A 24,844-nucleotide genomic window follows, 5' to 3' on the forward strand; every position below is an offset into this window, starting at 1 on the left:
ATCACCAGCGCACGCGCAGCCGGTCGTAGGCGTAGTTGCCGAGCTGGCGGTGGGCCGAGGGGGTGATGTAGACCTTGTCGGCGAAGACGTAGCGCTCGGTGTCCGCGCCCGACTGCAGCGTGTTCGGCGTGCACAGGGCGGAATTCACCTCGCCCGCGCCGATGCCGATGCCCGGGCCCGGATCGACCGACGTGCACACGGGCGTGTCGCCGTTGTTGAAGCCGTAGCCGCCGGGCGAGCCTTCGAACAGGTTCACGTAGTAGGCCATGTCCACGAAGGCCACGGTCTTGTTCAGGGTGGAGATCTTCACCAGCAGGCCGTCGTTGAAGTTGCGGCTGGCCTGGCTGATCAGCGTCTGCTTGTCGATGGCCTTGGCCCAGGGCGTGCGCGACAGGTCGTAGGTGCCGGTCACGAGGATGTGCTTGGCGCCGGCGTCGGACAGGCGGGCCACTTGCGCAGCCATGGTCTCGCCGGCCTGGCGGGCCGCGGCCAGGTACTGTTCCTCGGTCTGGGCGCCGGAGCGCACGCGGGCCATGCCGGCGATGATGTCGCTCACGCCGCCGTTGATCATCACCAGGTCGCCATCGAGGAACTGGCGGCTGGCCAGGAAGCTGTCGATCTGCTGCGCCACCGTGGGCGTGGAGGCGTCGCCCGCCGCATCGGGCGTGTCGGTGACGCGTGCGTTGCCCTGGGCGTAGCTCAGGCCGCCGGCCGAGACAGGCTTGAGCTCCAGGCCGTAGCGCGAAGCGACCTGCAGCGTCCAGTTGTTGAGGCTGCCGTCGTTGACCGTGTAGGCCGAGCCTTTCTGGCCCACGTCGGTGAAGCCGTCGCCGAAGGCGATCAGGCGGTTGGGCGTGAAGGCCGACTCGGTGGTGCTGGAGCCGCAGGCCGCCAGCAGCGCAGCCGCTGCGCAAGCGGCGGCGAGGGCGGTACGGCGCATCCAATTTGCTGCCATGTATTTCTCCGGATTAGGTGGGCGTGAGTGTAACGATTGCAGGGGAGTGCGCTGTTGCGCGATGTACGGCGCCTCAGCCCGCCGCGGCGGCGCGCTGCAGCCGGTCGCGCACGCCTTCCCAGTCGGCGGTGTCGGGCGGGGTCTCGATCCAGATCAGCTTGACCCCCGCGTCGTCGAAGCCGCGCAGCGCGGCGAACAGCTGCTGCGCGGCGGCCGCGGCATCGTCCGGCATGCGGCGCAGGACGATGTGCGGGGACGGCGAGCGCAGCGGCGTGCGGGCGTAGACGGCCAGGTGCGCGGCGTCCGCGCCCAGCACGTCCAGGCCGGCCTGCAGCTGCCGCGCGTCCATCAGGCGCACGCGCGCCGTGGGGGCATAGTGCGCCAAAAGCGTGCCTGACGCCCGAGGGGTCAGCGCAGGGAGCTCTTCTTTCGATAGCGGTCGCAGCCCGCAGGCGCGCTGCACGTCCTCGCGCGAGATGGCGCCTGGGCGCAGCAGCACGGGCACGCCGCGCGTGCAGTCGATGATGGTGGACTCGATGCCCACGGCGCAGGCGCCGCCGTCGAGCACCAGCAGGCCGTCGCCGAACTCCTCGGCCACGTGCTGCGCGGTGGTCGGGCTGACGCGGCCGAAGCGGTTGGCGCTGGGGGCCGACACGCCGCGCACCGGCGGGTCCAGCCGCAGGCAGGCGGCCAGCACCGCCTGTGCCACGGGGTGCGAGGGGCAGCGCAGGCCCACGCTGTCCTGCCCGCCCGTGGAGGCGCGGGCCGCGTGGGGCAGGCGCGGCAGGATCAGCGTGAGCGGGCCGGGCCAGAAGGCGTCGATGAGCTGCTGCGCGAACAGGGGCACTTCCTTGGCGTAGTGCGTGATGGCGCTGCTGCCCGCCACGTGCACGATCAGCGGGTGGTCGGCGGGCCGGCCCTTGGCCGCGAAGATCTGCGCCACGGCCGCGTCGTTGTCGGCGTCGGCGGCCAGGCCGTAGACGGTTTCCGTCGGCAAGCCCAGCAGCTCGCCGCGCTGCAGGGCCTGCGCGGCGGCCTGCACGGCGGCGGCCTGTGTGCCGTCGAGGATCATCAGAATGCCTCGATGCCCAGGATGTCCGCCGCCTGCAGTGCGGTCGCACGCACCTGCTCCGCCGTGCTGCCGGTCACGTTCAGGTGGCCCATCTTGCGCCCGCGCTTGGGCTGCGTCTTGCCGTACAGGTGCAGGTGGCAGCCGGGCAGGGCCAGCACGCGGTCCCAGGCGGGGCTGGCGGGCGCGTCGCCGCCGTGCGCGAACCACAGATCGCCCAGCAGGTTCAGCATGATGGCGGGGCTGTGCTGGCGCGGCGGCGTGAGCGGCAGGCCGGCCATGCAGCGCACCTGCAGCGCGAACTGCGAGACGTCGCAGGCGTCCTGGCTGTAGTGGCCGCTGTTGTGCGGGCGCGGGGCGATCTCGTTGACCACCAGCCGGCCGTCCTGCAGCACGAAGAATTCCACGCACAGCACGCCCACGTACTGCAGCCCGTCTGCTACGGATTTCGCAGCTGCCAGCGCTTGACTGGAAAGCGCTGGAGGCAGATTTCCCTCATAAACCTCGGTCACGGCCAGGATGCCGCCCCGGTGCAGGTTGCGCTGCACCGGCAAGTGCACCACGGTGCCGTCGCGGCCGCGCGCCACGATGACCGAGCATTCGTGCGCCAGCGGCAGCATCTGCTCCAGCACGCAGGGCACGCGGCCGAGCTGCTCCCATGCGGCGGCCAGCTCCCCGGGCGTGCGCACGCGCGCCTGGCCCTTGCCGTCGTAGCCCAGGCGGGCGGTCTTGAGGATGCCGGGCAGCAGGGCCGCGTCCAAGGCGGCGAGCTGCGCGGGGGTCTCGATCACTGCATGCGGTGCCACGGGCACGCCGCACTGCACGAAATGCGCCTTCTCGCGCGCGCGGTCCTGGGCGATGGCCACGGCGCTGCCGGCGGGCGACACCGGCAGGCTGCGCGCCAGCGTGTCGAGCGCGGCAGCGGGCACGTTCTCGAACTCGGTGGTGACGGCGGCGCAGGCCTGGGCCAGCGCGGCCAGGCCTTGCGGGTCGTCGTAGCCGGTGCGGATGTGGTGGTGGCTCACCAGCCCGGCGGGGCTGTCGGCGTCCGGGTCGAGCACGGCGGTGAAGTAGCCCATGGCCTGCGCGGCATGCACGAACATGCGGCCGAGCTGGCCGCCCCCCAGCACGCCCAGCGTGGCGCCGGGCAGGATCACGCCCTCGCTCATGCGGCCACCGGCGGCAGGGCCATGGCACGCGCGGCGGCGGTCTGCTCGGCGCGGAAGGCATCGAGCCGCTCGCGCAGCGCGGGGTTTTCATTGGCCAGCAGAGCCACGGCGAAGAGGGCCGCGTTGGCCGCACCGGCCGCGCCGATGGCGAAGGTGGCCACCGGCACGCCCTTGGGCATCTGCACGATGGAGTGCAGCGAGTCCACGCCCTGCAGGTGGCGGCTGGCCACGGGCACGCCCAGCACCGGCACGGTGGTCTTGGCGGCGATCATGCCGGGCAGGTGGGCGGCGCCGCCGGCACCGGCGATGATGGCCTTCAAGCCCCGGCCTGCGGCGGCCTCGGCGTAGGCGAACATGTCGTCGGGCATGCGGTGGGCCGAAACCACCTGCGCTTCGTGCGCGATACCGAATTGCTGGAGAATCTGCACTGCGTGCTGCATGGTCTCCCAGTCGCTGGAAGAGCCCATGACCACGCCGATCTGGATGGGTTGCATGAGAGGGTGGGCGCTGCCGCCTGCCTAAGTGGAACCCGCGATTTTACTTTTGGTGTGCATGCACGCCGACACAGAGCCCAAGCACATGATGGACGTCACCCTCGAAACCTTTGAAACCGAAGTCGTCGCCGCGTCGATGGAGGTGCCTGTGCTGGTGGACTTCTGGGCGCCCTGGTGCGGCCCGTGCAAGACGCTGGGGCCGGTGCTGGAGAAGCTGGAGGTGGAGTACGCTGGCCGCTTCAAGCTGGTGAAGATCGACTCCGACCAGGAGCAGCAGCTGGCCGCCATGTTCGGCATCCGCAGCATCCCCACCTGCGTGCTGATGATGAACGGCCAGCCGGTGGACGGCTTCATGGGCGCACAGCCCGAGGGCCAGTTGCGCGCCTTCCTCGACAAGCACGTGCCCAGCGCCGAGGTGCTCGAAGCCGAGACGCAGGAGGAAGAAGCCCTGGATGCGCTGGCCGAGGGCGACACCGACGCCGCCCTGGAAAAGCTGCAGCACGCCGTGGCCACCGACCCCGCCAACGACGATGCGCGCTTCGACTACGTGCGGCTGCTGCTGCAGCTCGGACGCGAGGACGATGCCAAGGTGGCCTTCGCCCCCGTGATCGCCAAGGCCGAAACCTCGCGCCGCCTGTCGGCGCTCAAGGCCTGGATGGATGCTCTTGATTTCGTAGCTGCCGGCGCTCATGGGGAAAGCGCTGGAGCCGATTTTGACGCCAAGATCGCCGCCAACAAACGCGACTTCGAGGCGCGCTTCGGCCGCGCACGCTGGCTCATGGCTCGCCAGCGCTGGCAGGAGGCGATGGACGAGCTGCTCGAAATCCTGATGCGCGACAAATCCTGGAACGACGAGGCGGCGCGCAAGGCCTACGTGGCGGTGCTGGAGATCATCGCCCCGCCGCCGGTGAAGGTGGCCGACGGCCAGATTCCGCCCGAAGACCCCGTGGTGGCCACCTACCGCCGCCGCTTGTCCAGCGTCGTGCTGAGTTGACGCGGCGCTGGGGAGCCATCGCGGCGCTGGCCGCGCTGCTGCTGGCCGGATGCGCCGGCGCTCCCCCGCGCCCGACGCGGCCATCACCGGCACCGTCCTCTCGCGCGAGCGGCTCTACGTGCCGCCGGATGCGCTGTTCGATGCGGCGCTCGTGGACGTCACGCGCGTGGGCGACCCGCTCGCCGTGCTGGGCCGCCAGCGCATCGACCCGGCGGGGCCGCTGCCCTACCAGCTGCGCATCCCCTACCACGCGGCGCGCATCCATGCGCAGGGCCGCTACGAGGTGCGCGCCGCCGTCACCCAGCGCGGGCGCCTGCTGCTCGATACGCCGGGCGTGCACCCGGTGCTGATCGACCCCGCCTTCCGGCACGTGGACGTGATCCTGGCCCGCATGCCGCAGCAGGAGGCCACCTGGGACGCGGCCGTGCCGCTGAGGCAGACCTACTGGAAGCTCGTGGAAGTGGTGGACGCCGCACCGGTGTCCGCGCCGGCCGCCGGTGCCAGCCCCGCGCACCTCGTCCTGCAGCGCGACGGCGACCAGGCGGCGGGCTCGGGCGGCTGCAACCGTTTCACGGCCCGCTACGCACAGGAGGGCGGGCAATTGCGTTTTTATGCCCTGGTGTCGGGCCTGCAACTGTGCCTGCAGGGCGGGGCGAGCGAGATGGCCTACCTGCAGCAGCTCGGCGCCGTGGCCTTCTACCGGCAGCAGGGGCGGGAGCTGGAACTGCGCGGCGCGGACGGCAAGCCACTGCTGCGCTTCGTGGCCGAGGAGTGGGGCGAGCCCCGCCTGGACGAGGGCGAGCCGCCCCTGCTGCCCCAGTGACGCGGCGGCGTCAGGCCGTGAGGCGCTGCAGTGCCTCGCGATACTTGGCGGCGGTTTTCTCGACCACCTCGCGCGGCAGGCGCGGCGCCGGGGCCGTCTTGTTCCAGGGCTTGCCGCCCACCTGGGCCTGCTCCAGCCAGTCGCGCACGAACTGTTTGTCGTAGCTGGGCGGGTTCTCGCCCTGGGCCAGCGCCTCGGCGTAGCCCTCCACGGGCCAGTAGCGCGAGCTGTCGGGCGTGAGCACCTCGTCCATCAGCACCAGCGTGCCGTCGGGCGCCAGGCCGAACTCGAACTTGGTGTCGGCGATGATCATGCCCTTCTCCAGCGCGATGGCGGCGGCGGCTTCGTAGAGCTGGATGGAGATGTCGCGGATCTTCGTGGCCAGTTCCAGCCCCACCATCTCCACCGTGCGCTCGAAACTGATGTTCTCGTCGTGCTCGCCCATCGCCGCCTTGGCTGCGGGGGTGTAGATGGTGTGCGGCAGCTTGGCGGCATTGGTCAGGCCCTCGGGCAGCTGCACGCCGCACACCGAGCGGGACTCCTGGTACTCCTTCCAGCCGCTGCCCGCGAGGTAGCCGCGCACCACGGCCTCCACCGGAATGGGCTTGAGGCGCTGCACGAGCATGGAGCGTCCCCGCACCTGCGGCACTTCGGCGGGCGCGACCACGCTCTCGGGGACCTCGCCCGTCAGGTGGTTGGGCACGATGTGGCCCAGCTTGTCGAACCAGAACAGCGCCATGCGGGTGAGCAGCTCGCCCTTGCCGGGGATCGGCTCGCCCATGATCACGTCGAAGGCCGACAGGCGGTCGCTGGCCACCATGAGGATGCGGTCCTCGCCCACGGCGTAGTTGTCGCGCACCTTGCCACGCGCCAGCAGCGGTAGGGAGGTCAGGGCGGAGGTGTGCAGGGCGGAAGAGCTGGTCTGGGTCATGGCGGTCGAACGGAAGGCGCGCGGTGAACGGAGGGAAGGGGCGGCGAAAGCGCCGGGCCAGGCGGGAAATTCTAGCGGCCGCGCCTGCGGCGGGCTGGCTGGGCGGCAGGCGGGGGGTGGCGCGCCCCGCAGGGGAGGCAACCGGATGATTGTGATGCTTTTTGGCGGGTTTGACATCGGCCCGTCATAACCCGTGCGCTGCGGACGGAATCGCGTTGCTTTTCACGGGGGGCGGGCGCATAGTGAACCCAGGCCTGAATGCATTCACGTTCGCTAGCTGCCCTGGACCGGTACGGGGCGGTGTTCTTCAACTGTGTAGTCACAGGAGACTTTCTATGAACTTGACGATCAGCGGCCATCATCTCGAAGTGACCCCCGCATTGCGCAGTTACGTGACCTCCAAGCTGGAGCGGATCACGCGCCATTTCGACCAGGTGGTGGATGTCAAGGTCCTACTGACCGTGGAGAAGCAAAAGGAAAAGGAAAAGCGCCAGCGCGCCGAATGCAACGTGCATGTGAAAGGAAGCGATCTCTTTGCCGAAAGCACCCATTTCGATCTGTATGCCGCCGTCGATGAACTGATCGACAAGCTCGACCGCCAGGTCGTGCGCTACAAGGACCGACTGCAGGATCACCAGGCCGGCGTGCGTCGGGCCACCATCCAGGCCGCCGGCGCGGCCGCATGAAGCAGCCTGCGGCGCTGCAACAACCGCCCTTCGGGGCGGTTTTTTGTTGCTCTTGGATACACTCTCAGGGTTTCCGCTAGGCGTGCATAATCGTCGCTCACTCACCATGAATCGACTTGCTTCCATACTGCCTCCCGCACAAGTGCTCGTGAGCGTCGATGCCACCAGCAAAAAACGTGCGTTCGAAGAGGCGGGCCTGTTGTTCGAAAGCCAGCATGGCTTGTCTCGGGCCTTGATCACCGACAGCCTGTTTGCGCGCGAGCGGCTGGGCTCCACGGGCCTGGGCCATGGCGTGGCCATTCCGCACGGACGCATCAAGGGGCTCAAGTCGCCCATGGCGGCCGTGTTCCAGCTCGCCCAGCCGATCGGGTTCGACGCGCCCGACGAACAGCCCGTGGCGCTGCTGATCTTCCTGCTGGTGCCCGAGGCGGCCACGCAGAAGCATCTGGAGATCCTTTCGGAGATCGCCGAGCTGCTGAGCGACAGCGCCCTGCGCGAGCGGCTCAAGGGCTGCGCCGACGCGCAATTGCTGCACGGCCTGATCGCGGACTGGCTGCCGGCCCAGAGCGCCTGACGCCGCCGCCGTGAAACCCACCGTCGTCAGCGCCGATGTCCTCTTCGAGGAGTTCCGCAGCCTGCTGAAATGGGAATGGGTGGCGGGGCTGGGCGCCTCCGAGCGCCGCTTCGCCGAGGTTGCGGTGCGGGCTGCGCGCTCGGGCGCCGACCTGGTCGGCTACCTGAACTACATCCACCCCTACCGCGTGCAGATCCTGGGCGAGCGCGAGGTCGCTTACCTGACCAACGCCACGCCGGAGGACTGCAAGCGCCGCATCGCGCGCATCGTCACGCTGGAGCCGCCGGTGCTGGTGCTGGCCGACGGGCAGCACGCGGTGCCCGAGCTGGTGTCGATGTGCGAGCGTGCGCAGATTCCCATGTTCTCCACGCGGGAGTCGGCGGCCTTCGTGATCGACGTGCTGCGCGCCTACCTGTCCAAGCACTTCGCCGACCGCACCACCATGCACGGCGTGTTCATGGACATCCTGGGGCTTGGCGTGCTCATCACCGGCGAGTCGGGCCTGGGCAAGAGCGAGCTGGGGCTGGAGCTCATCACGCGCGGCAACGGCCTCGTGGCCGACGACGCGGTGGACCTCTACCGCATCAACCAGACCACCATCGAGGGCAAGTGCCCCGAGCTGCTGCAGAACCTGCTGGAGGTGCGCGGCATCGGCCTGCTGGACATCCGCGCCATCTTCGGCGAGACGGCGGTGCGCCGGCGCATGCGCCTGAAGCTCATCGTGCACCTGGTGCGCAAGGAGACGCTGGAGCGCGACTACGAGCGCATGCCTTACGAGCCGCTCACGCAGGACGTGCTGGGCGTGTCCGTGCTCAAGGTCGTCATCCAGGTGGTGGCGGGGCGCAACATCGCCGTGCTGGTCGAGGCGGCGGTGCGCAACACCATCCTGCAGCTGCGCGGCATCGATACCTACCAGGAATTCGTGGAGCGCCACCGGCGCGCCATGGAGCGCGGCGGCGTCTGACGGGCGCTACTTCTTCGCGCAGAGCGCGCACTGGCCGTACAGCGCCATCGCGTGGTCGTGCACCACCCAGCCCTTGGCCTGGGCCACCATCTGCTGGCGCTTCTCGATTTCGGGATCGTAGAACTCCTCGACCTTGCCGCAGGAGGTGCAGATGAAGTGGTCGTGGTGCTGGCCTTCGTTGAGCTCGTAGACCGCCTTGCCGCTCTCGAAATTGCTGCGGATCAGAATGCCCGCCTGCTCGAACTGCGTCAGCACGCGGTACACGGTCGCCAGACCGATGTCGGAGCGCTCTTCCAGCAGCACGCGAAAGACATCTTCGGCCGTCATATGGCGCTGCGAGCCCTTCTGGAAGATGTCCAGGATCTTCAGGCGGGGCAGTGTTGCCTTGAGGCCGGTGCTCTTGAGTTCGTCGATATTCGTCATGACAAGGTCTTTCGTGTGCCGAATGGCTGCGCGCAAGGCCCGGGAAATCCAGCCGCTACAATGAATCGGATCATAGCCCCTATGCAGAAACCCATGTTTGCTCCCGCCCGTTGGGGCGCCCGCCGGGGCGCCGTTGTGTTGATTGGTGCCGGGATGGCCGCTGCGCTGGCTGGCTGCGCGGGCACCGGCGAACGTGTGGCCAGCATGGTCACGCCCTACCGGGTGGACGTGGTGCAGGGCAACTTCGTCTCGCGCGAGCAGGTCGAGGCGCTCAAGCCCGGCATGGGCCGCCAGCAGGTGCGCGAAATCCTGGGCACGCCGCTCATGACCAGCCTGTTCCATGCCGACCGCTGGGAATACGTCTTCACCCTCAAGCGCCCGGACGTCGAGGTGCAGACGCGCCGGCTCACCGTGTTCTTCAAGGACAACGTGATGGACCGCGTGGAGGGCGACGAGATGCCCTCCGAATCCGAATTCGTGGCCTCGCTGGCCACCAAGCTGGCCAAGCCCAAGGTGCCGCAGCTCGAAGCCACCGAGGAGCAGCTCGCGCGCTTCCCCAAACCGCCCGCCGAGGCCGCCGCCGCGCCCGCCGCGCCGCCGGCCGCGAGCTACCCGCCTCTGGAATCCCCGCGCCGCTGAGGCGACGCCGCGTGCGGCCCTCCTTGCCGCAGGCATTGCACCGAAGACTGCCCCTCACATGACCGTTTCCTCTTCCGCTCCCCGCCGCATCGCCGTGGCCGGTGCCTCGGGCCGCATGGGCCGCATGCTCATCGAAGCCATCGCCGCCGCCGACGGCTGCGTGCTCGCCGGCGCGCTCGACGTGTCCGGCAGCCCCGCCATCGGCACCGATGCCGCCGCCTTCCTCGGCCGCACCAGCGGCGTGGCCATCACCGCCGATCTGCGCGAGGGGCTGAAGAACGCCGACGTGCTCATCGACTTCACCCGCCCTGAGGGCACGCTGGCCCATGCGGCCGCGTGCGCCGAGATGGGCGTGCAACTGGTCGTCGGCACCACGGGCTTTTCCGACGCGCAGAAGGCCGACCTCGCCGCCGCCGCGCAGAAGACCGCCATCGTGCTCGCGCCCAACATGAGCGTGGGCGTGAACGTCACGCTCAAGCTGCTGCAGATGGCCGCCCAGGCCCTGGACACGGGCTACGACATCGAGATCATCGAAGCCCACCACAAGCACAAGGTCGATGCGCCCTCGGGCACCGCACTCAAGATGGGCGAGGTCATCGCCGAGGCGCAGGGCACGCGCCTAGCCGACCGCGCCGTCTACGAGCGCTACGGCCACACCGGCGAGCGCAAGGAAGGCACCATCGGCTTCGCCACCGTGCGCGGCGGCGACATCGTGGGCGACCACACGGTGATGTTCATCGGCGCGGGAGAGCGCGTCGAAGTCACCCACAAGTCCAACAGCCGCGCCGGCTACGCGCAGGGCAGCCTGCGCGCCGTGCGTTTCCTGGCCGGGCAGCGCACGGGCATGTTCGACATGTTCGACGTGCTGAAACTCAAGTAGCCACCCCATGGACGGCCTGCACTGGTTGCGCCAGGGCGATGCGGTCACGCAAGGATCCGCGCTGCTGCTGCTGGCCATGTCGGTGGCGAGCTGGGTCGTCATCTTCTGGAAACTGCGCCTGATGTGGCGCGCGCGCGCGGATGTGCCGCGCGCCACGGCCGCGTTCTGGCAGGCGCCGTCGCTCGCCGCCGCGCTGGAGCGCCTGCCCGCGTTCGACCGCGCGGCGCTGGTGCTGCCGCTGGTGCAGGCTGCGGCGCGGGTCGCGCCGTCCGCCGCGGGCGCGCCGCTGGCCGGCCAGGGCAGCCTGGGCCAGCGCCTCACGCGCGAGCTGCGCGGCGCGCTGCACGGCGTGCTGGGCCACCTGCACTTCGGCCAGGTGCTGCTGGCCACCGTGGGCTCCACCGCGCCCTTCGTGGGCCTGCTGGGCACGGTGTGGGGCATCTACCATGCGCTCACGGCCATGGCCGGCGCGGGGCAGATCACCATCGAGCGCGTGGCCGGCCCCGTGGGCGAGGCGCTCATCATGACCGCCGCCGGCCTCACGGTGGCGATTCCCGCCGTGCTGGCCTACAACTGGTTCGGCCGCGCCATCGGCCGCGTCGAGGCCGACCTGGAAGGCTTCGCGCGCGACCTGCGCGAGCTGCTCACCGACACGGCGGCTTGAGATGGCTTTCGGCCGCCTGGAACGCACCCCGGGCCCGCAACCCATGAGCGAGATCAACGTCACGCCGCTGGTGGACGTGATGCTGGTGCTGGTGGTCATCTTCATCCTCACCGCGCCGCTGCTGGCCAGCAGCATCCGCCTGGAGCTGCCGCGCGCGCAGGGCGCGCAGCCCGGCGCCGCGCCGCAGGCCGTCACGCTGGCCGTGGACAAGGAAGGCCAGGCCTTCCTGGACGACGAGCCCCTGGCGCAGGACGCGCTGGCGCAGCGCCTGCTGGACATCGCAGCGCGCCAGCCCGACACCGAGGTGCAGCTGCGCGCCGATACCACCGTGCCCTACGGCCGGGTGGTGGAGGTCATGGGCGCGGCCCAGGCCGCAGGGCTGTCGCGCATCGGCTTCGTGGCGGAGCCCAGGGTGCTACCAAAGAAATAGCTGCTTGCGCTTGCTGGTATTGCGCTGGAGGCCTTTTTGAATTCAAGCGCTGGCTGTGTGCTCGACCCACGATCAGGGCGAGGCGGACCCAGGCGGGCCTTTCAGGCCTGCGCCAGGCGCGGCACGGCGGCGTAGGGCAGCTGCGCGGGCGCAGCCGGGGCCGCCTCCTCGTTCAGGCGGAAGATGGCGACGGCCTGCCGCAGGTGCTGGGCCTGGGCTTCGAGCGAGCCCGCCGCGGCGGCGGCCTGCTCGACCAGCGCGGCGTTCTGCTGCGTCACCTGGTCCATTTGCGACATTGCGAGGTTGACCTGTTCGATGGCTGCCGCCTGCTCATGCGAGGCGGTGGCGATCTCGCCGACCAGCATGGACAGCCGGCGCACGGACTCGAGGATGTCGTCCATCGTGACGCCTGCGGCTTCCACCTGCCGCGAACCCTCGGCCACCGTGGCGCTGGAGGCGGCGATCAGCTCCTTGATCTCCTTGGCGGCGGCCGCGCTGTGCTGCGCGAGCGTGCGTACCTCGCTGGCCACCACCGCGAAGCCCTTGCCCTGCTCGCCGGCGCGCGCGGCTTCGACGGCCGCGTTGAGCGCGAGGATGTTGGTCTGGAAGGCGATGGAGTCGATGACGGTGGTGATGTCGTCCACGCGCCGCGAGCTGTCGGCGATGCGGCGCATGGTCTCCACCGCCTGCTGCACGGCGCTGCCGCCGCGCTGCGCGGTGGCGGTGGCCTGCTCGGCCATGCCGCGCGCCTGGGCGGCGTTCTGGGCGTTGTTGCGCACGGTGGAGGCCAGCTCCTCCATGCTGGCGGCGGTTTCCTCCAGCGACGACGCCTGCTGCTCGGTGCGCGAGGACAGGTCGGTGTTGCCAGCCGCGATCTCGGTGGCGCCGCCGGTGATCTGCACCACGCCTTCGCGCACCGTGCCCACGGTGGCGATCAGGCTGCCCTGCATGTCGCGCAGGTAGGGCAGGATCTGGCCCACGCAGTTGCCGCCGAAGAGAGCGGTGGGCTGGGTGAGGTCGCCGTCCGCGATGCGGCGGAAGTGGCCCTTGATGTCGTCCAGCGGCTGCTTGACGAAATGCACCACGTAGCGGTCGCCCAGCACCACGAGCAGCAGGCAGACGGCGAGCACCGTGGCCGTGCCGGCCATGGCGTCGGTGCGGTTGGCGTGTGCGGCCTGGGTCAGCCGCTCTTCGTGTTCCTTGGCGTAGGTTTCGTAGCGCGCCATGGACTCGTCCAGCGCACGGCCCGCCGGCAGGGACACCACGCGCACGTGCTGCGCCGCCTGCGTCTCCTCGCCCGCGCCGAGCAAGGCGCGCTGCTTCATGATGCCCTGCTCCAGCAGGATCTGGAAATGCGTCTCCAGCGCCTGCAGCAGCGGCTGCGGCGCGTGCGGGCGTGCTTCGCGCACGAAGACCGCGAACTGCTCGCGCGCGGAGGCCAAGGCGGCGTCGATGCCCGCCGCTTCCGCGGCTGCGGCGCCAGGGTCCTTGGCGGCCGAGGAGTCGTGCTGGCGCGACAGGCCCAGCTGCGCCTGCAGCATCTGGTTGCGCGCCAGGCGCAGCGACGAGACTTCGGTGAGCAGCGCGTGGCTCTCCTCCAGTGATTTTTCGGCGTGCAGCAGTCCGCGTGTGCTGATGAACGCCAGGGCCGCGACCAGCGCGCTGACCAGCAGGAGCACGCACATGACCATGCGGCGGACGGTGATGTCTCTGAGGAACTGTTGCATTGCTTATCGAGCTTCCGATGGGAGGGGATGAAAGGGGAATGGGGCTGCGAGCCACGCTTCCAGCGCCTGCGGCGGCAGCGGCCGCGTGTAGAGGTAGCCTTGGTGCAGCGGACAGCCGTGCTCGGCCAGGAAGCTGCGCTGGGCCTCCGTTTCCACGCCTTCGGCCACCACCTTCATGCCCAGGCTTGCGCCGATGTGCAGCATCGCGGAGGTGAGGGCGCGCGCCGGCGCGCTGTGGCTGATGTCCTGTACGAAGCTCTTGTCGATCTTGATCTCGCTGACGGGCAGGCGGTGCAGCGCTCCCAGGTTGGAGTAGCCCGTGCCGAAGTCGTCCAGCGACAGGCCGATGCCGTGCTCGCGCAGCGCGGCGATGGTGGCGAGCACGGCGGGTTCGGGTGCGAGCATCACGGTCTCGGTGATTTCGGCGAGCAGGTGCTCGGGCCGCAGCCCGTGCACGGCCAGCGTGTGCGAGAGCATCGCGGGCAGGCCGGGGTCGCGGAAGCTCCCGGCCTGGAAGTTCACGGCCACGCGCGGCACGGGCACGCCGCGCGCGTGCCAGTCGGCGAGCTGGCGGCAGGCCTCGTCCAGCACCCAGCGCGTGAGCGCGCCGATGAGCCCGCATTCCTCTGCCAGCTCCACCACCCGCAGCGGCGCGATGGCGCCGAGCTGCGGGTGCTGCCAGCGCAGCAATGCCTCCACGCCGTGCAGCCGGCGCCCCTCGTGCGCATGCACCTGCGGCTGGTAGTGCAGCGCCAGCCCGCAGCCGCCTTGCAGCGCTGCGCGCAGGTCGGCTTCCAGCCGCGAGCGCTCCTGTGCCTGGGCGTTCATCTCGGCGCGGTAGAAGCGCAAGCGCCGCCCGCCTTCGGTCTTGGCCTGGTACATGGCGATGTCGGCGCAGCGCAGCAGGCCCTCGGCATCGCCGCCGTCCTCCGGGTAGATGGCGATGCCCACGCTGGCGCTCGGGTGCAGCGTGGCGCCTGCCACCTCGATCGGCTCGGTGATGGCGGCCAGCAGCCGCTCGGCCGCCTGCGTGGCCTGGTGCGCGCCGCACTGGGGCAGCACGAGCACGAATTCGTCGCCGCCCATGCGCGCGGCGACGTCGCCTGCACGCGCCGTGTCCTGCAGCCGCTGGGCCACCGCGCGCAGCAGTGCGTCGCCGGCCGTGTGGCCCAGCGTGTCGTTGACCTGCTTGAAGCGGTCCAGGTCGATGAACAGCAGCGCCAGCGGCGTGCCGCCGCGCCGCGCCTCGTGCAGCCTGCGCTCGGCCTGCGTGCGCAGCATGCTGCGGTTGGCCAGGCCGGTGAGCGCATCGTAGTAGGCCAGCTGGTGGATGTGGGCGCGCTCGCGCTCGCGCTGCAGCAGCAGGGCGCACAGGTGCAGGCCCACGTCCACCAGCCGCTCGTGCAGCGCGTCGGGGCCGCGCGGCTCGCGGTAGTAGAAGGCCAGCGTGCCGAGCACCGTGCCGTCGCGCGCCTTGACGGGGTTGGACCAGCAGGCCCGCAGGCCGTGGCCGGTGAAGGCCTGCCGCATGGGGTCCCAGCGCGGGTCGGACGCGATGTCGCACGAGAGCACCGGAAGGCCCGTGGCGGCCGCCGCGCCGCAGCAGCCGACCTCGGGGCCGATGGGCACGCCGTTGGTCAGGTCCACGATCTCCGGCGGCAGGCTGGGGGCGGCGAGCACGCCCAGGCAACCAGCGGTGTCCACCTCCAGCAGCGTGGCCGTGACCTCGGGTGCGATGCGCTCGACCTCGCGGCACAGCAGCATGGCCGTGTCGCGCAGCGGCGCGCCGTGCGCCATCGCGTCCAGCACCTTGTGCTGGAGCACCTCGTGCATCTTGGTGTGCGTGATGTCGGTGAGCACGAACACGATGTGCTCGAGCCCGTCGGCGCCGAGCACCGGGTTCATCATGACCGAGGCCCACAGCGGGCGCCCGTCGTCCGCGTAGAGCAGCACCTGGGCCTGCATCTCCTGCCCCGTCCCGGCGCAGCCGCGCAGGGCGCCGATGGTGTGCAGGTCGGTGTGCGGCCCGCAGACTAGCTCCGAGGGCAGCTGCCCGAGCGCCTGCGCGCTGGTGTAGCCCAGCAGCCGCGTGAAGCCCGCGTTCACATAGGTGATGCGCCGGTCGGCGCCGGTCACGACCATCGCGCTGCCGCTGCGGTCCACCACCAGCGAGAGCTGGCGCAGGTGCTGCTGCTGGGCGCGCTGGGCGGTCACGTCCTTGAGAAAGGCGGTGTAGAGCACGCGCGGGCCGATCACCACGCGCGAGATCGACATCGACGCCCACAGCCGCGCGCCGTCGCGGCGCTCCACCGGCACTTCGCGCGAGGTGCCCACGATGCGGTTGACGCCCGTGGCGCGGTTGGCATTCACATAGCCGTCGTGCGCCGCGCGGATGCCGCGCGGCACCAGCATGTCCACGTTGCGCCCCAGCACCTCGCCGCGCGGCCAGCCCCACAGGGCCTCGGCCGCCGCGTTGAACAGCACCACGCGGTTGTGCTCGTCGATGACGACCACGGCATCGATGGCCTGCTCCAGCGTCTGCACCAGCAGTTGCTCGTGCAGCGCCCCCTCTGCGGAGGCAGAGCCGGGACGGAGGGGCGGGAGTGTGTCGGCCATGGGTAACTTCTAGTTACGTGATTATTGATCTCATTTGCTATTAAAGTGGAAAACAGTGGGCCTCAATGACAGTGATTGACATTCCGCTGTAGCGTAATTGTGTCGCGAAGTGGAATCATTTGCTACTTTTTATTGGGAGCAATTGATGGTGATCAGCATGCTACCTTGCTCCGATGGACGAGAGTCAGATTCAGGAGCTGCGCCGCACCCGTCTGGCCGATGCCGTGAAGAAGGTGAGCGGCGGCAACGTGACGGCATTCGGCAGGCTGCTGGGCTACGGCGGCGGCGCGTTCGTGCGCCAGATGCTGCTGGGCAACCGGGCCGTGTCGGACAAGACGGTCAGGCGCATCGAGGCCATGCGCGGCATGCACGCGTGGTTTTCACAGGCGGCCGCGTCGCAGAGCGCGCGCGAGGCCATGGCGGCCTTCGACTTTGAGACGGGGCCGCTGGTGTACGAGCTGTTCCCGGTCGAGCTGCGCGTGAGCCCCGGCACGGAGGGCTACACCGTCTGCCCCGACGAGACGGACGAGGACGCGCCCCTGTCCCTGCACAAGCACTGGCTGGCGCGGCGCGGCTATGCGCCCGGCCAGCTGCTGGCGCTGCGCGTCAAGAACCCCGGCATGGAGCCGTCGCTGTGCGTGGGCGACATGTTCGTCATCAACACCGCCGATGTCACGCTGCGCGAGGGGCGGGTGTTCGCCGTCAACTTCTACGGCGAGCTGCTGGTGCGCCGCGCACAGCGCGACGGCGACGGCTGGTGGCTCGTGGCGGACAACCCCGACCAGGCGCGCTTCCCGCGCAAGGCCTGCTCGGGGCCGGGCTGCGTTCCGCTGGGGCGGCTGGTCTTCAAGCAGAGCGAAAGCATCTGAACTCCTGAAAAAGGAGCTGCTTGCGCTTTGCTTTCAAGGGTTTCACGATACTTCGTATCTGAAACCCAGGATAGACAAGCGCAACCAGCTCCTATTTCTGAAGCGCCAGCCGCAGGTCCCCGCCCGTGGGGCTCTGGTACAGCCGCAGGCCGAATTCCGGCAGCACGGCGATCAGGTGGTCGAAGATGTCGCCCTGGATGGCCTCGTATTCCACCCAGGCGGTGGTGGCGGTGAAGCAGTACAGCTCCAGCGGCACGCCCTCGGCCGTGGGCTCCAGCGTGCGCACGATGAGCAGCATGTCCTGGTGGATGCGCGGGTGCGCGCGCAGGTAGGCCTGCACGTAGGCGCGGAAGGTGCCGATGTTGGTCAGCCGCCGCAGGTTGGCGGGCTGCGCCACGGCGTGTTCGCCCAGGCGCTCGCGCACGGCCTCGTTCGATGACTGCACGTCGCGCCGCTTGTCCTCCAGGTACGGGTGCAGCAGGGCGATGCGCGACAGGCGCTCGATCTCTTCGTCCGCCAGGAAGCGCACCGCGTTCGTGTCCAGCCGCAGCGCGCGGCGGATGCGCCGCCCTCCGGAGCTGAACATGCCGCGCCAGTTCTTGAAGCTCTCGCTCATCAGCCGCCAGGTGGGGATGGTGGTGATGGTCTTGTCCCAGTTCTGCACCTTCACGGTGTGCAGCGCGATGTCCACCACGAAGCCGTCGGCGCCCACCTGGGGCATCTCGATCCAGTCGCCCACGCGCAGCATGTCGTTCGAGGAGAGCTGCACGCCCGCGGTGAACGAGAGGATGGTGTCCTTGAACACCAGCATCAGCACGGCCGACATGGCGCCCAGGCCCGACAGCAGGATCAGCGGCGAGCGGTCCACCAGCGCCGCCACGACGGCGATCGCGCCCACCAGGACCAGCAGCAGCTTGCCCAGCTGCACGTAGCTCTTGATGGAGCGCGTGGACGTGGGCGCGCCTTCGGGCGCGCGCTCGTGCTCGTGCAGCACGGCGTCCAGCAGCGCCGTCAGCGCGCGCACCAGCTGCAGCACCGTGACCGCCACGGCCACGTTGCGCACCACCGCCATGGCGGCCGGGTGCAGGTGCGGCACGGCGGCGATGCCTGCCTGCACCACCAGCGAGGGCGCCACGTGCGCCAGGCGCCGCAGCACCTTGTCGTGCCAGACCACGCGCGCCCAGCGCACGCCCATGCGCTCGCGGATGCGCGGCACCGTGTGCAGCAGCACGTACTGCGCCACGGCCTGCGCGCACCCGGCCAGCACCAGCAGGGCGGCCAAGCCGATGGCGGCCTGCATCCAGGGGTCGAACGAATCCAGCAGCGTGAGGGCGGGCACGTGAAGAAATCTCCTTGCAAAGGGAAAGCGGGCCGGCCCATGCGGCGGGCCGGCAGTGCAGAGGGTGGGGGGATGAACGCCTAGAATCCGGCGTAGCCGCCGATTGTGACCACCGCGTCCCGGCACGGTTCCCTAGATTCCCAGCTTCCATGCAAGACAAATACAACCACACCGAGGTGGAGCGCGCCGCGCATGCCCACTGGACCGCCCTGGACGCCTACCGCGTCACCGAGGACGCGGCCCGGCCGAAGTTCTACGCCTGCTCCATGCTGCCCTACCCCAGCGGCAAGCTGCACATGGGCCACGTGCGCAACTACACCATCAACGACATGCTCACGCGCCAGCTGCGCATGAAGGGCTACAACGTCCTCATGCCCATGGGCTGGGACGCCTTCGGCCTGCCGGCCGAGAACGCGGCGCTCAAGAACAAGGTGCCGCCCGCGCAGTGGACCTACGACAACATCGCCTACATGAAGCAGCAGATGCAGGCGATGGGCCTGGCCATCGACTGGAGCCGCGAGGTCGCCACCTGCGACCCCGACTACTACCGCTGGAACCAGTGGCTGTTCCTGAAGATGCTGGACAAGGGCATCGCCTACCGCAAGACCCAGGTGGTGAACTGGGACCCGGTGGACCAGACGGTGCTCGCCAACGAGCAGGTCATCGACGGCAAGGGCTGGCGCACCGGCGCGCCGGTGGAAAAGCGCGAGATCCCCGGCTACTACCTCAAGATTACCGACTACGCGCAGGAGCTGCTGGACCACGTGCAGGTCGGCGGCGAGAAGGCGACGCTCAACGGCTGGCCCGACAAGGTGCGGCTGATGCAGGAGAACTGGATCGGCAAGTCCAGCGGCGTGCGCTTCGCGTTCACGCACGGCATCCAAGGCGCCGACGGCCAGTTGATCCAGGACGGGAAGATGTACGTCTTCACCACGCGCGCCGACACCATCATGGGCGTCACCTTCTGCGCCGTGGCGCCCGAGCACCCGCTCAGCGCACACGCGGCGGCCGGCAACCCGCAGCTCGCCGCCTTCATCGAGGAATGCAAGAAGGGCGGCACCACCGAGGCCGAGCTGGCCGTGAAGGAAAAGGAGGGCATGAAGACCGGCCTTTCCGTCACGCACCCGATCACGGGCGAGCCGGTGGAGGTGTGGGTGGGCAACTACGTGCTCATGAGCTACGGCGACGGCGCCGTGATGGGCGTGCCCGCGCACGACGAGCGCGATTTCGCGTTTGCGCTCAAGTACGGCATCGAGATCAAGCAGGTGGTGCTGGTCGATGGCGAAACCTTCGACTACCACCACTGGCAGGACTGGTACGGCGACAAGGAACGCGGCGTCACCATCAACTCCGACAACTTCAGCGGCATGGGCTACCAGGAGGCCGTGGCCGCCGTGGCTCACGCGCTCCATGAAAAGGGCCTGGGCGAGCTCAAGACCACCTGGCGCCTGCGCGACTGGGGCATCAGCCGCCAGCGCTACTGGGGCACGCCGATCCCCATCATCCACTGCGAAGCCTGCGGCCCGCAGCCCGTGCCGGAAAAGGACCTGCCCGTGGTGCTGCCGCAGGACCTGGTGCCCGACGGCTCGGGCAACCCGCTGGTGAAAAGCGAGGCCTTCCATGCCGGCGTGGTCTGCCCCTGCTGCGGCAAACCCGCGCGCCGCGAGACGGACACGATGGACACCTTCGTGGACAGCTCGTGGTACTTCATGCGCTACTGCGACGCGAAGAACGCCGCGCAGATGGTGGCCGGCGGCGCCGACTACTGGATGCCGATGGACCAGTACATCGGCGGTATCGAGCACGCCATCCTGCACCTGCTGTACGCGCGCTTCTGGACCAAGGTGATGCGCGACCTGGGCCTCGTCAAGGTCGATGAGCCTTTCACCAAGCTGCTCACGCAGGGCATGGTGCTCAACCACATCTACAGCCGCCGCACCGCCAAGGGCGGCAAGGACTACTTCTGGCCGCACGACGTGGAGCACGTGTTCGATGACGCGGGCAAGATCATCGGCGCCAAGCTGAAGAACCCGGCCGAGAGCGGCGACGGCCTGCTGCCCGTGGGCACGCCCATCGACTACGAGGGCGTGGGCACCATGTCCAAGTCCAAGAACAACGGCGTCGACCCGCAGCACCTGATCGAGAAGTACGGTGCCGACACCGCGCGCCTGTACACCATGTTCACCGCCCCGCCCGAGCTGACGCTGGAGTGGAACGACGCGGCCGTCGAGGGCAGCTACCGCTTCCTGCGCCGCGTGTGGAACTTCGGCGTGAAGCTGGCTGCCATCGACAAGCAAGCGGCCAGCGCCAGCGTGGCGGGTGCCGGCAGCCTGCAAGACGTGCAGTTCGGCAAGGCCGCCAAGGCCCTGCGCCTGGAGATCCACACCGTGCTCAAGCAGGTGGACTACGACTACCAGCGCATGCAGTACAACACCGTGGTCTCCGGCGCGATGAAGATGATCAACGCGCTGGAAGACTTCAAGGCCATGGAGGACGCGGGCGCGCAGGTCGCGCTCATCGAGGGCTTCGGCATCCTGCTGCGCGTGCTCTACCCGGCCACGCCGCACATCACGCATGCGCTGTGGCGCGAGCTGGGCTACGCGGGCACGCTGGGCGAGTTGCTCGACGCGCCCTGGCCACAGGTCGATCCGTCCGCGCTGGAGCAGGACGAGCTGGAGCTGGTGCTGCAGGTCAACGGCAAGCTGCGCGGCGCGATCCGCGTGCCCGCCACGGCCGACAAGGCCGCCATCGAGCAGGCCGCCGTCGCCAGCGAGGATTTCCAGAAATTCGCCGAAGGCAAGACGCCCAAGAAGGTGATCGTCGTGCCGGGCCGTTTGGTCAACGTGGTGGTGTGAGGATGAAAGGGCACCCCCTGAGTCGCTTCGCGCCTTCCCCCGCTCTCGCATTGCTGCGCAATGCGGGCAGGGGACGCAGCCAGCGCGGCGGGGCGGCCCTTGCGCGGCTGCCCTTGCATGACAGGCGCCAGTTTCATGCGTAGCGCTATGGATCAGACATGAATAAACGCACTCTGCTTGCCGCCCTGGGTGTTCTGCCCCTGGCCGCCTGCGGCTTCCGCCTGCGCGGCGCGCCCAGCTTCGGCTTCCGCTCGCTGTACGTGCAGGCGCCCGCCAGCTCGCCGCTGGCGCGCGAGCTGCGGCGCACGCTGCAGGGCGCGGGCGGCGACCTCGCGGTGCTCACCGAGCCCGCCCAGCTCACGCAGGCCGAGGCCATCCTGGACCTGCTCTCCGAGCGGCAGGAGCGCGTCGTCGTCGGCCTGAACGCCGCGGGCCAGGTGCGCGAGCTGCAGCTGCGCCTGCGCGTGCACTTCCGCCTGCGCGGCCAGCAGGGGCAGGAATGGATTCCCGACACCGAGCTGCTGCAGCAGCGCGACATCAGCTACAACGAAACCATCGCGCTCTCCAAGGAGGGCGAAGAGGCGCTGCTGTTCCGCAACATGCAGACCGACCTGGTGCAGCAGCTCATGCGGCGCCTGGCCGTGGTCAAGACTCAGTGAGCTATCAATTTAATAGCTACTCGCGCTTGTACATCAAGCGCTGGAGGCCGATTTGGCTCAAATCCCCCTGAACCAGCTCGCCGCGCACCTGCGCAAGGGCGTGCAGCCGCTCTACGTGCTGCACGGCGACGAGCCGCTGCTGCAGCAGGAGGCGCAGGACGCCATCCGCGCCGCCGCGCGCGAGCAGGGCTACACCGAGCGCAGCAGCCACACCGTCGCCGGCGCGCACTTCGACTGGAGCGCCGTGCTCGCGGCCGGCGGCTCCCTGAGCCTGTTCGCCGACAAGCAGATCGTCGAGATCCGCATCCCCTCGGGCAAACCCGGCAAGGACGGCAGCGCGGCGCTGCAGCAGATCGCCCAGTCCGCGCGCGGCAACGACAGCACGCTCACCATCGTGCTGCTGCCCCGGCTCGACAAGGCCACCCGCACCGGCGCGTGGTTCGGCGCGCTGGAGTCGGCGGGCGCCAGCGTGCAGATCGACCCGGTGGAGCGTGCGCAGCTCCCGCAGTGGATCGCCCAGCGCCTCGCGGCCCAGGGCCAGCGCGTGGTGGCGGGCGAGGAAGGCCAGCGCACGCTGCAGTTCTTCGCCGACCGTGTGGAAGGCAACCTGCTCGCCGCGCACCAGGAGATCCAGAAGCTCGCGCTGCTCCACCCCGAGGGCGAGCTGACCTGGGCGCAGGTCGAAGCGGCCGTGCTCAACGTAGCGCGCTACGACGTGTTCAAGCTCAGCGAGGCCGTGCTCTCCGGCCAGGTCGCGCGCATGCAGCGCATGCTCGACGGCCTGCAGGCCGAGGGCGAGGCCGAGGTGCTCGTGCACTGGACGCTGGCCGAAGACATCCGCGCCCTCAAGCGCGTGAAGGACGCCATGAACGCCGGCAAGCCCCTGCCCATGGCCCTGCGCGAGAACCGCGTCTGGGGCGCGAAGGAGCGCCTGTTCGAGCGCATCCTGCCCCAGGCCAGCGACGCGGCCCTGGCGCGCCTGCTGCAGTCGGCCCACGTGGTGGACGGCATCGTCAAGGGCCTGAAGGCGCCCGACTGGCCCACGGACGGCTGGCAGGCGCTGCAGCGGCTGGCGCTGCAGGTGTGCAAGGTTGCACGTTGAAAATGGCTCCAGCGCTTGCCGGACAAGCGCGGGAAGCTATTTTTTGAGGAGCGCCGTGCGCGCCTTTTCCACCCAGAGTTCCAGGCTGTCCACCAGCTCCTTGTGGCTGAACGAGCAGCTTTCCTCGGTGAACAGCGCGCCGGCCTCCAGCCGGTCCAGCAGGCCCAGCAGCACCTCGCCGTAGCGCGGCGGCAGGGCCGCCAGCAGCACGGCGTGGCCGCGTGCGGCGGCGCTGAAGGCGTGGTTGGTGATGCGCATGTCGCGCAGGGCCTGCAGGTCGCTGTGCAGGTTGTCCAGCTGGAGGGCGGCGAGGTCGGCGGTCATGACAGGCGAGCCTACAGCACCCGCTTGCGGATCTGCAGCACCACGACCTCGGCCACCACCACCACGGCGAAGATGGCAGCGAGCACCAGCGCCACGCGGTTCCAGTGGAACAGGTCGATGGCGGTGTTGAGCACCACGCCGATGCCGCCCGCGCCCACGAGGCCGAGCACGCCCGATTCGCGCACGTTGATGTCCCAGCGCAGCAGCGCCACCGACCAGAAGGCCGGCTTGATGTGCGGCCAATGCCCGTACCAGAGCTGCGCGAAGCGCGAGGCGCCCGCGGCCTGCAGCGCCTCGATGGGGCCGCGCGGCGCCTGCTCCAGCGCCTCGCCCACCAGCTTGCCCACGAAGCCCACCGAGCGCAGCGCGATCGCCAGCATGCCCGCGAGCGGCCCCGGCCCGAAGATGGCCACGAACAGCAGCGCCCACACGAGCGAGTTGACCGAGCGGCTGGCCACGAGCAGCACGCGCGCGACGAGGTTCAGCGTGCGGCTGCGCGTGACGTTGGGCGCCACCATCACGCCCAGCGGCAGCGCCAGGGCCAGCGACAGCAGTGTGCCCAGCGTGGCCATGTGCAGCGTCTCCATGAGCGCGGCATGCACGCCTTCGCGGTAATAGCCCCAGTCCACGGGCCACATGCGCCGCAGCATGTCGGCCATCTGCTCGGGCGCGTCGGCCAGGAACTCGGGGATCACCTCCACCGTGCGCGCGGCCTGCACGATGGCGGCCACGGTGAACAGCCACAGCGCGTAGCGCAGCAGGCGCTGGCCCGGGCTATGGCGCTGCCATTGCATTGCGTGCTCAGACATCGAGGGCCTTTCGCACGGCGTTCACCACGATCTCCCCCACGACGATGATGGCGATCACGGTGGCGAGGATGGTGAACACGAAGCTGTACTCGTAGCGCAGGAAGGCCGCGAACAGCGCGCCGCCGATGCCGCCCGCGCCCACGATGCCGACCATGGTGGAGTTGCGCAGGTTGGAGTCGAGCTGGTAGGTGGAAAAGCCCACGAAGCGCGACGCCACCTGCGGCAGCACGCCGAACAGCACCACGTTGGCGAACGAGGCGCCGGTGGCGCGCATGGCCTCGATGGGCTTGGGCGAGATTTCCTCGATCGCGTCGGCGAACAGCTTGCCCACGAAGCCCACGGTGGCCACCACCAGCGCCAGGATGCCCGCCAGCGGCCCGAAGCCCACGGCCTTCACGAACAGGATGGCGCTGATGACCGGGTGCAGCGCGCGGCAGGCGGCGATCAGCGCGCGGCCGGCCATGCGCAGCGGGGCGGGCGAGAGGTTGGCCGCCGCGAGCAGGCCCACGGGCAGGCTCAGCAGCAAGCCCAGCGCCGTGGCCAGCACGGCGATCTGCAGCGTCTCCTTGATGCCCTGCCAGAGCTCGTCCATCTTGCCCAGCTCGGGCGGGAACATGCGGCCGATGAACTTCGCGCCCTGCTCCCAGCCGGAGGCCAGGCGCTCGGGCGACACGCCCATGCCTGCCAGGCTCCAGGCGCAGTAGGCCAGCATGGCGGCCAGGGCCAGCTTGTGGCCCGTGCTCCAGGCGAAGGGACGGGGAATGGCGGATTTCATTCCAGTTCTCCACGATGCTGTGCGTCGCACGCGCCCCATGCAACCGGCGTGCGCCAGGCGAGGGCCGCCGTGCA

General features: G+C 69.7%; 25 protein-coding genes. 13 read left to right on the forward strand and 12 right to left on the reverse strand.

The genetic code is table 11. The features are described 5' to 3' along the window. Position 1: 1 nt before the first annotated feature. From AAG689_RS23955 to purE, 4 genes are all read right to left on the reverse strand, one after another. Positions 2-955: an SGNH/GDSL hydrolase family protein gene (locus AAG689_RS23955; RefSeq protein WP_406624097.1), complete on the reverse strand. Its 954-nt coding sequence runs from the start codon at positions 953-955 to the stop codon at positions 2-4. Between the two features lie 73 nt (positions 956-1,028). After that, complete coding sequence (locus AAG689_RS23960) at positions 1,029-2,027, reverse strand: L-threonylcarbamoyladenylate synthase (protein WP_406624098.1); 999 nt, start codon at positions 2,025-2,027, stop codon at positions 1,029-1,031. After that, positions 2,027-3,193: a 5-(carboxyamino)imidazole ribonucleotide synthase gene (locus AAG689_RS23965; RefSeq protein ID WP_406624099.1), complete on the reverse strand. Its 1,167-nt coding sequence runs from the start codon at positions 3,191-3,193 to the stop codon at positions 2,027-2,029. The genes AAG689_RS23960 and AAG689_RS23965 overlap by 1 nt, the downstream gene beginning before the upstream one ends. Then, a complete protein-coding gene (gene purE / locus AAG689_RS23970; RefSeq protein ID WP_020230618.1) occupies positions 3,190-3,687 on the reverse strand; it encodes a 5-(carboxyamino)imidazole ribonucleotide mutase in 498 nt (165 codons plus the stop codon). Before purE ends, AAG689_RS23965 begins: the two co-directional genes overlap by 4 nt. A gap of 85 nt (positions 3,688-3,772) precedes the next feature. Here purE and trxA point away from each other — a divergent pair, with 85 nt between their 5' ends. Beyond that, positions 3,773-4,681 (forward strand): thioredoxin, encoded by a 909-nt coding sequence (gene trxA / locus AAG689_RS23975; RefSeq protein WP_406626399.1) that lies wholly within the window; start codon positions 3,773-3,775, stop codon positions 4,679-4,681. A gap of 49 nt (positions 4,682-4,730) precedes the next feature. Beyond that, positions 4,731-5,504, forward strand: coding sequence for an META domain-containing protein (locus tag AAG689_RS23980; protein ID WP_406624100.1), 774 nt, complete (start codon positions 4,731-4,733; stop codon positions 5,502-5,504). A gap of 10 nt (positions 5,505-5,514) precedes the next feature. Here the strand turns inward: AAG689_RS23980 and AAG689_RS23985 are convergent, their stop codons facing one another. After that, complete coding sequence (locus AAG689_RS23985) at positions 5,515-6,435, reverse strand: phosphoribosylaminoimidazolesuccinocarboxamide synthase (RefSeq protein ID WP_406624102.1); 921 nt, start codon at positions 6,433-6,435, stop codon at positions 5,515-5,517. Positions 6,436-6,770: 335 nt separating this feature from the next. Here AAG689_RS23985 and hpf point away from each other — a divergent pair, with 335 nt between their 5' ends. The 3 genes from hpf to hprK all read left to right on the forward strand — a co-directional run bounded on the left by hpf (position 6,771) and on the right by hprK (position 8,659). Further along, complete coding sequence (gene hpf, locus AAG689_RS23990; RefSeq protein WP_020230623.1) at positions 6,771-7,121, forward strand: ribosome hibernation-promoting factor, HPF/YfiA family; 351 nt, start codon at positions 6,771-6,773, stop codon at positions 7,119-7,121. A gap of 106 nt (positions 7,122-7,227) precedes the next feature. Continuing rightward, positions 7,228-7,695, forward strand: coding sequence for a PTS sugar transporter subunit IIA (locus AAG689_RS23995; protein WP_034691713.1), 468 nt, complete (start codon positions 7,228-7,230; stop codon positions 7,693-7,695). A 10-nt stretch (positions 7,696-7,705) separates the two neighbouring features. Then, positions 7,706-8,659 (forward strand): HPr(Ser) kinase/phosphatase, encoded by a 954-nt coding sequence (gene hprK / locus AAG689_RS24000; protein ID WP_406624103.1) that lies wholly within the window; start codon positions 7,706-7,708, stop codon positions 8,657-8,659. A 6-nt stretch (positions 8,660-8,665) separates the two neighbouring features. Here hprK and fur read toward each other — a convergent pair whose 3' ends face one another. Continuing rightward, positions 8,666-9,082, reverse strand: coding sequence for a ferric iron uptake transcriptional regulator (fur, locus tag AAG689_RS24005; RefSeq protein WP_020230626.1), 417 nt, complete (start codon positions 9,080-9,082; stop codon positions 8,666-8,668). Positions 9,083-9,175: 93 nt separating this feature from the next. Between fur and AAG689_RS24010 the strand changes: the two genes are divergently transcribed. From AAG689_RS24010 to AAG689_RS24025, 4 genes are read left to right on the forward strand one after another with little or no spacing between them, the layout of a single operon-like run. Beyond that, the gene (locus AAG689_RS24010) at positions 9,176-9,721 is read left to right on the forward strand and encodes an outer membrane protein assembly factor BamE (protein WP_369799116.1); all 546 of its coding nucleotides are present in this window, start codon (positions 9,176-9,178) and stop codon (positions 9,719-9,721) included. A gap of 58 nt (positions 9,722-9,779) precedes the next feature. Continuing rightward, positions 9,780-10,601, forward strand: a complete 822-nt coding sequence (gene dapB / locus AAG689_RS24015) for a 4-hydroxy-tetrahydrodipicolinate reductase (protein WP_406624104.1) — start codon at positions 9,780-9,782, stop codon at positions 10,599-10,601. Positions 10,602-10,608: 7 nt separating this feature from the next. Further along, on the forward strand, positions 10,609-11,265 hold the full coding sequence (locus tag AAG689_RS24020) for a MotA/TolQ/ExbB proton channel family protein (protein WP_020230629.1): 657 nt from the start codon (positions 10,609-10,611) through the stop codon (positions 11,263-11,265). Position 11,266: 1 nt separating this feature from the next. Continuing rightward, positions 11,267-11,695, forward strand: a complete 429-nt coding sequence (locus tag AAG689_RS24025) for an ExbD/TolR family protein (RefSeq protein ID WP_406624105.1) — start codon at positions 11,267-11,269, stop codon at positions 11,693-11,695. Between the two features lie 101 nt (positions 11,696-11,796). On the opposite strand, the gene AAG689_RS24030 is transcribed toward AAG689_RS24025, so the two are convergent. Then, positions 11,797-13,422: a methyl-accepting chemotaxis protein gene (locus AAG689_RS24030; protein ID WP_406624106.1), complete on the reverse strand. Its 1,626-nt coding sequence runs from the start codon at positions 13,420-13,422 to the stop codon at positions 11,797-11,799. Between the two features lie 3 nt (positions 13,423-13,425). Further along, the gene (locus AAG689_RS24035; RefSeq protein ID WP_406624107.1) at positions 13,426-16,038 is read right to left on the reverse strand and encodes an EAL domain-containing protein; all 2,613 of its coding nucleotides are present in this window, start codon (positions 16,036-16,038) and stop codon (positions 13,426-13,428) included. A 173-nt stretch (positions 16,039-16,211) separates the two neighbouring features. Between AAG689_RS24035 and AAG689_RS24040 the strand changes: the two genes are divergently transcribed. Beyond that, entirely contained in the window at positions 16,212-16,907 is a 696-nt protein-coding gene (locus tag AAG689_RS24040; protein WP_406624108.1) for a helix-turn-helix transcriptional regulator, read from the forward strand. Positions 16,908-16,998: 91 nt separating this feature from the next. On the opposite strand, the gene AAG689_RS24045 is transcribed toward AAG689_RS24040, so the two are convergent. Beyond that, on the reverse strand, positions 16,999-18,207 hold the full coding sequence (locus AAG689_RS24045; protein WP_406626400.1) for a mechanosensitive ion channel family protein: 1,209 nt from the start codon (positions 18,205-18,207) through the stop codon (positions 16,999-17,001). A gap of 188 nt (positions 18,208-18,395) precedes the next feature. On the opposite strand from AAG689_RS24045, the gene leuS reads away from it, so the two are divergent. From leuS to holA, 3 genes are all read left to right on the forward strand, one after another. Then, positions 18,396-21,101 carry a leucine--tRNA ligase gene (gene leuS, locus AAG689_RS24050; protein ID WP_406624109.1) on the forward strand — a complete coding sequence of 902 codons (2,706 nt, stop codon included), beginning with the start codon at positions 18,396-18,398 and terminating at the stop codon, positions 21,099-21,101. Between the two features lie 158 nt (positions 21,102-21,259). Beyond that, a complete protein-coding gene (lptE, locus tag AAG689_RS24055; protein WP_406624110.1) occupies positions 21,260-21,760 on the forward strand; it encodes an LPS assembly lipoprotein LptE in 501 nt (166 codons plus the stop codon). Between the two features lie 52 nt (positions 21,761-21,812). Then, entirely contained in the window at positions 21,813-22,862 is a 1,050-nt protein-coding gene (gene holA, locus AAG689_RS24060) for a DNA polymerase III subunit delta (protein WP_020230638.1), read from the forward strand. 36 nt (positions 22,863-22,898) lie between these two features. On the opposite strand, the gene AAG689_RS24065 is transcribed toward holA, so the two are convergent. From AAG689_RS24065 to phnE (AAG689_RS24075), 3 genes are read right to left on the reverse strand one after another with little or no spacing between them, the layout of a single operon-like run. Further along, the gene (locus AAG689_RS24065) at positions 22,899-23,186 is read right to left on the reverse strand and encodes a hypothetical protein (RefSeq protein ID WP_020230639.1); all 288 of its coding nucleotides are present in this window, start codon (positions 23,184-23,186) and stop codon (positions 22,899-22,901) included. Between the two features lie 11 nt (positions 23,187-23,197). Continuing rightward, entirely contained in the window at positions 23,198-23,995 is a 798-nt protein-coding gene (gene phnE, locus AAG689_RS24070) for a phosphonate ABC transporter, permease protein PhnE (RefSeq protein ID WP_406624111.1), read from the reverse strand. Then, positions 23,988-24,770, reverse strand: a complete 783-nt coding sequence (gene phnE / locus AAG689_RS24075) for a phosphonate ABC transporter, permease protein PhnE (RefSeq protein ID WP_406624112.1) — start codon at positions 24,768-24,770, stop codon at positions 23,988-23,990. Before phnE (AAG689_RS24075) ends, phnE (AAG689_RS24070) begins: the two co-directional genes overlap by 8 nt. Positions 24,771-24,844: the final 74 nt, after the last annotated feature.

The sequence above is a fragment of the Acidovorax sp. SDU_ACID1 genome (assembly GCF_045291395.1).
Taxonomy (GTDB): domain Bacteria; phylum Pseudomonadota; class Gammaproteobacteria; order Burkholderiales; family Burkholderiaceae_C; genus MR-S7.